Origin of the sequence: Kitasatospora sp. NPDC085879 (genome assembly GCF_040686255.1) — a bacterium.
Lineage (GTDB): Bacteria > Actinomycetota > Actinomycetes > Streptomycetales > Streptomycetaceae > Kitasatospora.
The window spans coordinates 99927-112062 of sequence record NZ_JBFBJZ010000008.1 but is presented as its reverse complement, the minus strand read 5'-3'; the positions used below and the strand labels follow the sequence as shown (position 1 = coordinate 112062).

The following is a 12136-nucleotide window of genomic DNA, read 5'->3' as shown; positions in this document are numbered from 1 at the left end:
GCTGCACGTACCGCCCCGCGCAGATCTCCCCCGGCCTTCGGCCGGAGGGTACCCCCACACGCCCCTGCAGTGGCCGGCGCATTCCTTCCTTCGAGTCAAGGAGCACGTTGATGACCGACCCCGACCGCTACGAGGTGGTCAACCCGGCGACCGAGGAGGTGATCGCCACCGTCGACATGGCGGGCCTGGCGGAGACGGACGCCGCGATCGCCCGGGCCAGGGCGGCGTTCGAGCAGTGGCGACGGGTCGCCCCGGCCGACCGGGCCCGGCTGCTGCGGGCGTTCGCCGCCGCGGTCGACGCGGACCGCGAGCACCTCGCCGCCCTGGAGGTCGCCAACGCCGGGCACACCGTCGGCAACGCCCGCTGGGAGGCGGGCAACGCCCGCGACGTCATCGAGTACTACGCGGCCGCCCCGGAACGGCTGTTCGGTCGGCAGATCCCGGTGGCCGGCGGGATCGACGTGACCTTCCAGGAACCGCTCGGCGTCGTCGGCATCATCGTGCCGTGGAACTTCCCGATGCCGATCGCCGCCTGGGGCCTCGCCCCGGCCCTCGCCGCGGGCAACACCGTCGTCCTGAAGCCGGCCGAGCTCACCCCGCTGACCGCCCTGCGGCTCGGCGAACTCGCCCTGCAGGCCGGCCTGCCGGAGGGCGTCCTGGAGATCCTGCCGGGCCGCGGCCCGGTGGTCGGGCAGCGCTTCGTGACCCACCCTGACGTCCGCAAGGTGGTGTTCACCGGCTCGACCCGGGTCGGCAAGGAGATCATGGCGGGCTGCGCCGCGCAGGTGAAGCCGGTGACCCTCGAACTCGGCGGCAAGAGCGCCAACATCGTCTTCGCCGACGCCGACCTCGCGAAGGCCGCCGCCACCGCCCCGTACGCCGTCTTCGACAACGCCGGCCAGGACTGCTGCGCGCGGTCCAGGATCCTGGTCGAGGAGTCGGTGTTCGAGGACTTCATGGCGCTGCTGGAGCCGGCCGTCCGCGGGGTGCGGGTCGGCGACCCGGCCGACGAGAAGACCGAGATGGGCCCGCTGATCTCGGCCGCGCACCGCGAGCGGGTGGCCTCGTACGTCACCGAGGCGGCCTTCCGCGGCAGCGCGCCGGAGGGGCCCGGCTTCTGGTACCCGCCGACCGTGCTGGCGCCCGTCCGGCACGAGGACCGGGCGTTCACCGAGGAGATCTTCGGCCCGGTGGTCGCGGTGGTGCCCTTCCGCGGCGAGGAGGACGCCGTCCGCATCGCCAACGCCACCGACTACGGCCTCTCCGGTTCCATCTGGACGAGGGACGTCGGCCGCGCGCTGCGCGTCGCCCGGGGTGTGGAGGCGGGCAACCTGTCCGTCAACTCGCACTCCTCGGTGCGGTACTCGACGCCCTTCGGCGGATTCAAGCAGTCCGGTCTGGGCCGTGAGCTCGGCCCGGACGCCCTCAGTGCCTTCACCGAAACCAAGAACGTCTTCATCTCCACGGAGGAGTGACCAGCATGACCAAGCGACTGGACGGCCGGGTGGCGGTCATCACCGGAGCGGGCAGCGGCATCGGCCTGGCCACCGCGCGGCGGTTCGCCGCGGAGGGGGCCAAGGTGGTCTGCGTGGACCTCGACGAGGAGACCGGCGCCAAGGCCGCGAACGAGGTCGGCGGCCTGTTCCTGCAGGCCGACGTCACCGACGAGGCGGCGGTGCGCGCCATGTACGAGCGGGCGGTCGAGGAGTACGGCAGCCTGGACATCGCGTTCAACAACGCGGGCATCTCCCCGCCGGACGACGACTCCATCCTCACCACCGGCCTGGAGGCGTGGAAGCGCGTCCAGGACGTCAACCTGACCAGCGTCTACCTGTGCTGCAAGTACGCCATCCCGCACATGCAGCGGCAGGGCAAGGGCTCGATCATCAACACCGCGTCCTTCGTGGCCGTGATGGGCGCGGCGACCTCGCAGATCTCCTACTCCGCCTCCAAGGGCGGCGTGCTGGCGATGTCGCGGGAGCTGGGCGTGCAGTTCGCCCGCGAGGGCATCCGGATCAACGCGCTCTGCCCGGGTCCGGTCAACACCCCGCTGCTGCAGGAGCTGTTCGCGAAGGACCCGGAGCGGGCGGCCCGCCGACTGGTGCACATCCCGCTCGGCCGGTTCGCCGAGCCCGAGGAGATCGCCGCCGCGGTGGCCTTCCTCGCCAGCGACGACTCCTCGTTCATGACCGCCAACACCTTCCTGGTGGACGGCGGCATCTCCGGCGCGTACGTCACCCCGCAGTAGCCCGCACCGGGACAGGGCGGAGGCCGGGCGGCCGGGGGGCGCCGTCCGGCCTCCGCCGGTCGTCACGGGGTCAGGAGGACGAGTCCCCGCCGACCGCGCCGGCGAGGCCGTTGCCGTAGGCGTCGCCGCCCACGGCGAAGGCCCAGCCCTCCGCGGAGGAGGCGTCGCCGCCCACCGCGAGCGCGTGCTCGACGAGCGCCTCGGCGTCGCCGCCGACCGCGAGGGCACCGCCGTCGGCGGAGGAGACGTTGCCGCCGACGGCGAGCGAGTCGTCGGCGGAGGCCGCGCCCGCCGCGCCGAAGACGGCGAGGCCGGAGATGACTGCGGCGGTGGTGATCCTGGCAAGGCTGGAGCGCATGAGTCCTCCTGGTCGGGAAGCCGGACGGCACCGATCCTGCGGCCCGCACCGCCCGCGTACGAACCGACACGGCCCGATCACCCGTGCGCCTCACCTCGACGGAGCAGCCCCTGCGCCGTCCGGGCGACCTCAGGCGGCGCCCCGGCCGGCGCCGGGCGGCAGCTCCAGCTCGTACCAGACCACCTTGCCGTCCTTGGTGCTGCGCGTCCCCCAGCGGTGCGCCAGCTCGTTGACCAGGTGCATGCCGCGGCCGCCCTCGTCCTCGGCCCGGGCGCGGCGCAGCCGGGGCTCGTGCCGGTCGCGGTCGGCGACCTCCACAGTGAGCACCTGGTTGCGGAACATCCGCAGCTGCACGGGGGCGCCCGCGTGCACCAGGGCGTTGGTGATGAGTTCGCTGGTCAGCAGCTCGACCATGTCGGAGAGGCTGCTCAGCCCCCACTCGGTGAGCGTGTCGCGGGCGAACCGCCGGGCGTGCCGGACCATCGCGCGGTCCCCGGCCAGGGTGAGGGTGGCGAGCCGGTCGCTGCCGATCGGCCGCGAGTGCGCCATGATCACCGCGATGTCGTCCTGCCCGGCGGCGGCGCCGAGCGCGGCCAGCACCGCGTCGCAGGTCTGCTCCAGCGAGTCGCGGCGCTCGGCGACGGTGCGGCGCAGCAGGTCGATGCCCTCGTCGAGGTCGCGGCCGCGCCGCTCGACCAGCCCGTCGGTGTAGAGGACCAGGATGGCGTCCTCGTCGAGGGTGGTTTGCACCGACTCGAAGGGCACCCCGCCGACGCCGAGCGGCGCGCCGGGCGGCAGTTCGAGCAGTTCGGTGGAGCCGTCGGCCCGGGCGATGACGGGCGGCAGGTGGCCGGCGGTGGCGGCGGTGCAGATCCGGTCGACCGGGTCGAAGAGCACGCAGACGCAGGTGGCGAACTGGCTCTCGCCGATGGCGGCGGCCGCGTCGTCGAGCCGGCGAAGCACCCGGGCCGGGTCCATCTCCAGGGTGATCAGCGTCCGGGCGACGGTGCGCAGCTGGCCCATGGTGGCGGCGGCCCGGATGCCGTGGCCCATCACGTCGCCGACGATCAGCGCGACCCGGCCGCCGCTGAGCGGCACCACGTCGAACCAGTCGCCGCCGACCTCGCTGATCACGCTGCTCGGCAGGTAGCGGTGGGCGATCTCCAACCCGGGGGTGCGGTGCACGTCCTGCGGCAGCAGGCTGCGCTGCAGGGTCAGCGCGGTGTCCCGCTCGCGCCGGTAGATCCGGGCGTTGTCGATGCAGACCGCGGCCCGGGCGGCGAGCTCCTCGGCGAGCGCCACGTCGGCGTGGGTGAACGACTCCGGGTTGTGGGTGCGGACGAACTCGACGCCGCCGAGCACCGTGCCGCGGGCCAGCAGCGGCACCATCAGGTACGAGTGGACGCCCGCGTCCAGGCTGGGCGCGATCCGGTTCGGGTGGGCGACGATCCGGCGCAGCGCCTGCTCGTCGACGTGCGGCACCAGGATCGACCGCCCGGTGCGCAGGCTCTGCGCGTACAGCTGCGCGGAGCGCGAGCCGCCGCCGACCGGGTCGGCCGCCCCGATCATGGTGCCGTTCTCGCCCACCTCGCCGACCGCGACGGCCCGCAGCATCACCGAGCCGTCCCGGGGCACCGGCTCCGGCTCGTCGCCCTCCAGCACCGACTCCAGCAGGTCGACGGTGACGAAGTCGGCGAACCGCGGGATCACCACGTCGATCAGCTCCTGCGCGGTCCGCTGCAGGTCGAGGGTGGTGCCGATCCGGGTGGAGGCCTCGTTCAGCAGGGCGAGCCGGGCCTGCGCGGCGCCGGCCGCCTCCAGGGCGCGCTGGCGCTGTTCGGCGGCGTCCCGCTCGCGGGTGTACAGCAGCGCGTTGTCGATGGAGACGGCGGCCCGGGCGGCGAGCTCCCCGGCGAGCCGCAGGTCCTCCTGGTCGTAGGGGCGTTCGGTGATGCTGCGGTAGAAGGTGGCGACGCCGACCGCGGAGCCGCGGGCGATCAGCGGCACCACCATGACCGAGCGGACGCGCTGCTCGCGGACGGCGGCGGCCCGCTCCGGGTCGTCGTTGAACCAGTTCAGCGTGGGCTCGTCCAGCTCCGGCAGCAGCACCGGCCGCCGGTGGGCGAGCACCCAGGCGTACGGCGTCGACGGGTGGAAGCGGTGCACGCTGCCGACCGGGGCGACCGGGCTCATGCCGCTGCCCGGCACGGTGTGGAAGGCCATCCGGCGCAGCACCGCGGACCGGTCGGCCCGGCCGGGCACGTTGGTCTCGGCGCCGCGCACCAGCGCGTCCAGAACCTCGACGACGACGGTGTCGGCGAGCCGAGGGCTGGCGGTCTCGGCGAGCTCCCGGGCGGTCTGGGTGAGGTCGAGGGTGGTGCCGATCCGGGCCGAGGCGGCGTTGACGAGGGCGAGCCGCTCCTGCGCGGCCCGGGCCTCGGTGAGTGCCTGCTCGCGGGCCTGTGCGGTCTGCTGTTGGTGCAGGTAGAGCCGGGCGTTGTCGATGGCGACGGCGGCGCGGGAGGCGAGCTCGTCGCCGAGGGTGCTGTCCTCCGGGCCGAAGCCCTCCCGGTCGGGGCTGCGCGAGTACACCACCATGCCGAGCACCGTGCCGCGGGCGACCAGCGGCGCCACCCGCACCGGCCGCGGCCGGTCGTCGAGGTAGTCGCGGACACGCTCGGTGAGCGCCTCGTCGGCGAGCAGCGGCAGGTCCCAGTTCGGGGCGACGACCGTCCGGCCGGAGGTCAGCGCCTGCTCGTACACCGACCCGGGCGGGATCCGGTACACCGCCTCGGTCGGCAGTTCGGCGATCGGGTGCTCCGGGTCGGCGGTGGCCACGGCGAGCCGGCGCACCCGCAGCCCGTCGTCCGCGGCGACCGCGTCCGCGCCGGAGACCAGGTGCTCCAGGGCGAACACGCCGACGGCGTCGGCGAGCCGCGGCACGATCACCTCGGCGAGCTCCCGGGCGGTCTGCCGCAGGTCCAGCGTGGTGCCGATGGACGCGGTGGCGTCGGCCAGCACGGTCAGCCGCTCCCGGGCCAGCGCGGCGGCGTGCTCGGCCCGGTACCGCTCGGTGACGTCGACGATCGTCGAGCTGACGCCCAGCACGTGCCCGCCGGGCTCCTCCAGCTTGAAGTACGAGGCCGACCAGGCGTGGTCGTGCGTCGGGTCGCCCGGGGTGCGGCCGTGCGAGCGGGAGTCGACCACCGGCGGCCCGCCGTCCAGCACCTTGCGCATCACCGCCTCGACCTCGCGGCCGTTGATGCCGGGCAGCACGTCGGTGACCCGCCGGCCCAGGTGCTCCGCGACCGGGATGCCGTTGATCCGCGCCAGCGCCTCGTTCAGCCGGACGAACCGCAGCTCCGCGTCGTACACCGCCATGCCGACCGGTGACTGGGTGAAGAACCCGTCCAGCACCGCCAGGTCCGCCTGCAGCCGGCGCAGCGCGGTGACGTCCGAGGCCACCGCCAGGACGAGCGGCCGCCCGTCGGGGCCGGCGATCGGGTGGGTGCGGAACTCCAGGTTCACGTGGTGGCCCTCGCGGTGCTTGACCGGGAAGACCCCGGACCAGGCACGGCCGTTGAGGATCCGCTCGAACAGGCCGAGCACGTCCTGCCGCTGGTCCTCGGTGATCAGCAGGTTCGCGGCGAACTCGCCGACCGCCTCCTTGGTGCTGTAGCCGAGCAGCGTCTCCGCGTCGCGGGACCAGTGCAGGATGCGGCCGTCGTCGGCGATCAGCGCCGTCGCGATCGGCACCATCAGCAGCCCGTCCGGGGCGTGCCGACCGGGCCCGTCCGCAGCCGGATCCCGGCGGTTCGGCGGGCTCGTGCCCTGCTCGGGATTGTCCATGCCAGGCACCGTCCAGAGATCGGCTTTCCGCCCTGCCATCCTCCCATGGCTGCCGGAGCCCGCCCAGAGGAGTGCACGGCCGTCCGGGCGCCCCGGTTGGGCCGATAGGGTGCGTACGGTGAGACGCAGGTCAGGCATCCCGGCGAGCCCGCTGCCGCAGCGGGACGGCATCGACGCGGTCCGGCTCCGGCTGCCGCCGGACGGGCCGTGGCCGACGGCGGGCGCCTACCTGCTGGAGCGTTACGGCCGGGCCGTCGGCGCCGAGGGGGTGGCGGAGATGCTGCGCACCGGCGTCTTCGTCACGGCCGAGGGCCCGCTCGCCGCCGACACCCCGTACCGGCCCGGCGCGTACGTCTGGTTCCACCGTGAGCTGGCACCGGAGACCCCGGTGCCGTTCGCCGTCGAGGTGCTGCACCGGGACGAGCGGATCGTCGTCGTCGACAAGCCGCACTTCCTGTCCACCACCCCGCGCGGCCGGCACGTCACCGAGACGGTCCTCGCCCGACTGCGCCGCGACCTCGACCTGCCCGCCCTCGGCCCGGCACACCGCCTGGACCGGCTCACCGCCGGGCTGGTGCTGTTCGTCGCCCGCCCCGAGCTCCGCGGCGCCTACCAGGGCCTGTTCGAGCGCCGCGCCGTCCGCAAGGAGTACGAGGCGATCGCCGGGTACGACCCGCAGCGGCCGATGCCCGCCACCGTGCGCAGCCGGATCGTCAAGGAGCGCGGCGAACTCGCCGCCCGCGAGGTCCCCGGCGAGCCCAACAGCGAGAGCCGGATCGAACTCGCCGAGCACCGGGACGGCCTCGGCCGCTACCGGCTGCACCCGCACACCGGCCGCACCCACCAGCTGCGGCTGCACATGGCCTCGCTCGGCCTGCCCATCCTCGGCGACCCGCTCTACCCGCGGGTACTCACCGAACCGGCCCCGGACGACTTCCGGCGCCCGCTGCAACTCCTCGCGGCGACACTGGAGTTCACCGACCCGGTGAGCAAGGAGCCGCTGCGCTTCGACAGCCGCCGCACACTGCGCGCCTGGACCTCCCGCCCGGCCTGGGAGGCCGGGGAGTGACACCGGCTCAGAGGCCCTCCGCGGCGAGGGCCCGTACGGTGGCGACGGTGTCCGCCTCCGCGGCGGTCTTGTCCGGCCGGTAGCGCACCACCCGGGCGAACCGCAGCGCCAGGCCCGCCGGGTAGCGGGGGCTGCGCTGCAGGCCGTCGAAGGCGATCTCCACCACCAGCTCGGGCCGCACCTGCACGTCGTAGTCGCCGCGACCGGTCTCCCGGGCGAGCAGCTCCCGGGTCTGCCAGGCCAGCAGTTCGTCGGTCAGCCCCTTGAAGGTCTTGCCGAGCATCACCCACTCCGGCAGCCCCGCCGCACCGCCCGACCGCGCCCCCAGGTGCAGATTGCTCAGCCATCCGCGCCGCCGGCCGGTGCCCCACTCGGCCGCCAGCACCACCAGGTCCAGGGTGTGGTGCGGCTTCACCTTGATCCACCCGGCGCCGCGCCGGCCCGCCTCGTACGGCGCAGCCGGATCCTTGACCACCACGCCCTCGTGGCCGTGCCCGAGCGCACCGGCCAGGAAGCCGGCCGCCTCCTCCGGGTCGCCCGTGACCAGCCGGGGCACCCGCTGCGGCTCCCCGACCAGGCCCGCCAGCGCGGCCCAGCGCCGCTCGCCCGGCTCGTCCACCAGATCGGCGCCGTCCAGGTGCAGCAGGTCGAAGAAGTAAGGGTGCAGCGGCACCTCGGCGCGCAGCCGCTCCGGGTCCTGCCGGGACGCCGTGCGGGCCGCCGTCACCTGGAACGGCCGCGGCCGCCCGTCCGGGCCGAGCGCGATCGCCTCGCCGTCCAGCACGGCCGAGCGGACCGGCAGCGCCCGCGCGGCCTCGACCAGCTCCGGCACCCGCGCGGTGATGTCGTCCAGGCTGCGGGTGAACACCCCGACCTCGTCGCCGTCCCGGTGCACCTGCACCCGGATGCCGTCCAGCTTCCACTCCAGCGCGGCCGGGCCGAGCTTCGCCAGCGCCTCGGCCACCCCCGGGGCCGAGGAGGCCAGCATCGGCCGCACCGGCCGGCCCACCTCCAGGCCGAAGGCGGCCAGCGCCCCGGACCCGCCGGTGAGCGCCGCCCCGGCGACCGCCCGCGCCGAGCCGCGGAACATCAGCGCCCGCCGCACCGCCGCGGCCGGCACCGCGGCCGCCTTCGCCACCGCCTCCGCCATCACCCCGTCCAGCGCGCCCTGCCGCAGCTCGCCGACCAGCACCCCGCGCAGCAGCCGCTGCTCCGTCCCGGTGGCCCGCCCGAACAGCCCGTCCAGCAGCGCCCGGCGGGCGGCCTGCGCGCCACGGCCGTGCACCGCCGCCAGCTCACCGAGCAGCTCCTCCGTCTCGGCGACCCCGAGCGAGGCCGCCTCGGCCGGCGGCGGCAGCTCGCGCAGCGCCGCGTACCCGACGCCGACCCGCATCCGGCGGGACTCGCCGGACAGCAGCGCGACCGCGGACGGCGCCTCGTGCGGGCCCAGCTCCCGCAGGCAGTCCGCCAGCAGGGCGATCTTCGCGGTCCGGCCCGCCTCGGCGGCCACGGCCTCCGACACCCGGGCGACACGTTCCAGCACGACGTACTCCCGTCCCGAGGCGGTCACTCCCCGCCATCCTGCCCCGCCCGAAGGCCCCGGTCCCGTCGGAGCACACGGTGCCGGGGGCGGAGGACACGGCCCGGCGGCGATCCCGGGAGGCACCGGTGAGCCCGGCTCGCAGCGCTGCGGGCCGTGGGGCGGCGGCGAGCGGTATCGCCCGACGGGCGGTTGGCGGGCCGTGCCCTCGCGCCCCGGCGGGAAGGCACAGGTGCGCGGGGGGTATCGCCATGCGTGCCGCGTCGGGGCACCGGGTGCGGGCGTGCAGTGCTGCGGGCGACGGGGCCGTCCGCCGCGGCGCGGGCGGGTGGGCCTGCGGGGCGCCGTCCGGCGGGGCGTCAGCCGGTGCCGAGCGGTGTGGTGGCGCCGGTGAGGCCGTCGTAGCTGCGGCCCGCGTCGAAGTGGCCGGTCAGATCGGGGTGGCGGCCCAGCACGGCGTGGGCGAGGCCGAGCTCCGCGGGTTCCAGTCGGCGGGTGAGGCCGACGTGCGGGGCCCAGCGGCCGGGCCGGTAGTGCGGGTTCGGGTCCTCGGCGTCGTCCAGCAGCAGCCAGACCCGGCGGTGCAGGTCGACCAGTTCGAAGGTCGGCACCACCGCCCAGCTCAGCACCCGCCGCCGGCTGCGCGCGGAGAACGACAGCAGCCCGGTCAGCCGCACCGGCAGCGGCAGCACCTCGGCCAGCAGCTCGCCCACCGCGTCCAGCGCGCCCTCGGGCGCCGCCCCGCAGGCCGCCAGGGTCAGGTGCGGGCGGTGCCCCGGATGGATGTTGTGCGCAAGGCTGGCCACCCCGGCCTCGGAGAGCTGCTGCCAGACCTCGCGCACCGCCGCGTCGAGCGCGGGCGCACAGGTCAGCTCGACGGTCTGCATGCGCCCACGCTACGGGCCGGCCGGCGGGCCCCCGCCGACGGGGTTCACCGCCGCGGCGGCCCAACGCGGGCGCCCGCCCTCCGCCGGGGCGACCATGCGAGGGTGACCACCAGTGAGACCAGCCCCGCGGCCCCGGCCGCCGCGCCGCCCGTCCTGGACCGGCGGCAGCGCAACGTCGTCTTCGTCACGATCATGCTCGGCATGCTGCTGGCCGCTCTCGACCAGACCATCGTCGGCACCGCACTGCCGACCATCGTCTCCGACCTCGGCGGCGCCCAGCACATGTCCTGGGTGGTCACCTCGTACCTGCTGGCCGAGACGGTGACCACGGCGCTGGTCGGCAAGTTCGGCGACCTGTTCGGCCGCAAGCTGGTCTTCCAGGTGTCGGCGATCGTCTTCATCACCGGCTCCTTCCTGTGCGGCCTGTCGACCAACATGCTGATGCTGATCGCCTGGCGGGCCATGCAGGGCGTCGGCGCCGGCGGCCTGATGGTCACCTCGATGGCGCTGATCGCCGACGTCATCCCGCTGCGCGAGCGCGGAAAGTACCAGGGTGCGATCGGTGCCGTCTTCGGCGTCGCCACCGTCATCGGGCCGCTGCTCGGCGGCCTGTTCACCGACCACCTGACCTGGCGCTGGGCCTTCTACGTCAACGTGCCGATCGCGATCGTCGTGGTCCTCGCCGCGGCCCGGACGATCCCCTCGGTCCGCGCCGCCGGCCGCCCGGTGATCGACTACCTGGGGATCGCCCTGGTCGCCGTCGGCGCGAGCTCGGTGATCCTGGCGACCAGCTGGGGCGGCAACGAGTACGCCTGGAGCTCGCCGGTCATCCTCGGGCTGTTCGTCGGCGGCGCGGTCGCGCTCGGGCTGTTCTGCTGGGTCGAGACCCGCGCCGCCGAACCGATGCTGCCGATGCGGCTGTTCCGCAACCCGGTCTTCACGGTCTGCGCGGTGCTCAGCTTCATCGTCGGCTTCGCGATGCTCGGCGCGTTGACCTTCCTGCCGACCTTCCTGCAGTACGTCGACGGCGACTCGGCCACCGTCTCCGGCGTGCGGACCCTGCCGATGGTCTTCGGCCTGCTGATCGCCTCGGTGTTCAGCGGCACCATGGTCAGCCGCACCGGCCGCTACCGGATCTTCCCGATCGTCGGCTCGGCCGTGATGGCCGTCGGCCTGTACCTGCTCTCGCGGATGGACGCCGACACCGCGTCCTGGCTGCAGTCCCTGTACATGCTGGTGCTCGGCGCCGGCATCGGCCTGTGCATGCAGGTGCTCACCATCGCGGTGCAGAACACCGTCGACTACGCCGACCTCGGCACCTCCACCTCGGGTGTCACCTTCTTCCGCACCCTGGGCAGCTCCTTCGGCACGGCCGTGTTCGGCACCATCTACACCAACACCCTGGGCGACCGGCTCGGCGAGGGCATCGCCACCGCCGCCCGGCTCACCGGCGCCGACCCGGCCGCACTCGCCCGCGCCGCCGAGAACCCCAAGTCCCTGCACGAACTGCCCGCCGACCAGGCCGCACCGATCATCGACGCCTACGCGGAGGCCCTGCACACCGTCTTCCTCTGGACGGTGCCGGTCGCCGTGATCGGCTTCGTCGTCGCGCTCTTCCTCAAGCAGGTGAAGCTCCGCGACTCCACCCGTGCCAGCTCCACCGACATGGGCGAGGGCTTCGCCTCCCCGGTGTCCGGGGACCCCGCCCGGGTGCTCGAACTCTCCGTCGCGAAGATCATCCGCGGTACCGACCAGGAGACCGCCCGGCAGATCGTCGACCGGTCCGGCACCCGGCTGGACATCGCCCTGGCCTGGGCCGTCATGCAGGTCGAACTCTTCACCCGGACGGTCGGCCACGCCTCCCTCCCGCTGATCGCGGCCCGCCGCAGGCTGCCCGGCGAAGTGCTCGAACCGGTCTTCGACCGGGCCGTCACGGCGGGCTGGCTCTCCCGGGTGAACGGCTACTACATGCACACCGAGGCAGGGCAGGACGAGGCGGCCAAGATCAGCCACGCCTGGGCCCAGTGGCTGAACGAGCAGCTCGAACACGAGGCAGGCCGCCCGCGCAGCGCCGAACTGCGGGCCGCCGTCGACGCGATCGCCAAACGCCTCATCGCCGAGGACCTCACCGAAGGGCTCCCGTCCCGGGAACCGGGGACCACGGCCGGTGCGGGCAGCCGGTAGG

At 74.6% G+C, this 12136-nt stretch carries 8 protein-coding genes; 4 read left to right on the top strand and 4 right to left on the bottom strand.

The features are described 5' to 3' along the window. Positions 1 to 110 precede the first annotated feature (110 nt). Together AB0P35_RS08905 and AB0P35_RS08900 are read left to right on the top strand one after the other, a co-directional pair. Positions 111 to 1475, top strand: a complete 1365-nt coding sequence (locus tag AB0P35_RS08905; protein ID WP_363508357.1) for an aldehyde dehydrogenase family protein — start codon at positions 111 to 113, stop codon at positions 1473 to 1475. A gap of 5 nt (positions 1476 to 1480) precedes the next feature. Continuing rightward, entirely contained in the window at positions 1481 to 2248 is a 768-nt protein-coding gene (locus AB0P35_RS08900; RefSeq protein WP_095876096.1) for a 3-oxoacyl-ACP reductase, read from the top strand. Positions 2249 to 2318: 70 nt separating this feature from the next. Here AB0P35_RS08900 and AB0P35_RS08895 read toward each other — a convergent pair whose 3' ends face one another. Continuing rightward, on the bottom strand, positions 2319 to 2606 hold the full coding sequence (locus AB0P35_RS08895; protein ID WP_095876095.1) for a hypothetical protein: 288 nt from the start codon (positions 2604 to 2606) through the stop codon (positions 2319 to 2321). 129 nt (positions 2607 to 2735) lie between these two features. Further along, complete coding sequence (locus tag AB0P35_RS08890) at positions 2736 to 6455, bottom strand: SpoIIE family protein phosphatase (RefSeq protein ID WP_363508353.1); 3720 nt, start codon at positions 6453 to 6455, stop codon at positions 2736 to 2738. A gap of 118 nt (positions 6456 to 6573) precedes the next feature. Between AB0P35_RS08890 and AB0P35_RS08885 the strand changes: the two genes are divergently transcribed. After that, positions 6574 to 7524, top strand: coding sequence for an RluA family pseudouridine synthase (locus tag AB0P35_RS08885; RefSeq protein ID WP_363508350.1), 951 nt, complete (start codon positions 6574 to 6576; stop codon positions 7522 to 7524). A 7-nt stretch (positions 7525 to 7531) separates the two neighbouring features. Here the strand turns inward: AB0P35_RS08885 and AB0P35_RS08880 are convergent, their stop codons facing one another. Next, on the bottom strand, positions 7532 to 9094 hold the full coding sequence (locus AB0P35_RS08880; RefSeq protein WP_363508347.1) for an ATP-dependent DNA ligase: 1563 nt from the start codon (positions 9092 to 9094) through the stop codon (positions 7532 to 7534). 329 nt (positions 9095 to 9423) lie between these two features. Then, on the bottom strand, positions 9424 to 9951 hold the full coding sequence (locus tag AB0P35_RS08875; protein WP_363508344.1) for a 2'-5' RNA ligase family protein: 528 nt from the start codon (positions 9949 to 9951) through the stop codon (positions 9424 to 9426). Between the two features lie 102 nt (positions 9952 to 10053). Here AB0P35_RS08875 and AB0P35_RS08870 point away from each other — a divergent pair, with 102 nt between their 5' ends. Then, entirely contained in the window at positions 10054 to 12135 is a 2082-nt protein-coding gene (locus AB0P35_RS08870; RefSeq protein WP_363508341.1) for an MDR family MFS transporter, read from the top strand. The last annotated feature ends 1 nt before the right edge of the window (position 12136 follow it).

What these genes read in the sequence shown, in the direction of transcription:
- AB0P35_RS08875 (WP_363508344.1), bottom strand. Translation starts at nt 9,951, where the DNA reads ATGCAGACCGTCGAGCTGACCTGTGCGCCCGCGCTCGACGCGGCGGTG.
- AB0P35_RS08905 (WP_363508357.1), top strand. Translation starts at nt 111, where the DNA reads ATGACCGACCCCGACCGCTACGAGGTGGTCAACCCGGCGACCGAGGAG.
- AB0P35_RS08900 (WP_095876096.1), top strand. Translation starts at nt 1,481, where the DNA reads ATGACCAAGCGACTGGACGGCCGGGTGGCGGTCATCACCGGAGCGGGC.
- AB0P35_RS08895 (WP_095876095.1), bottom strand. Translation starts at nt 2,606, where the DNA reads ATGCGCTCCAGCCTTGCCAGGATCACCACCGCCGCAGTCATCTCCGGC.
- AB0P35_RS08890 (WP_363508353.1), bottom strand. Translation starts at nt 6,455, where the DNA reads ATGGACAATCCCGAGCAGGGCACGAGCCCGCCGAACCGCCGGGATCCG.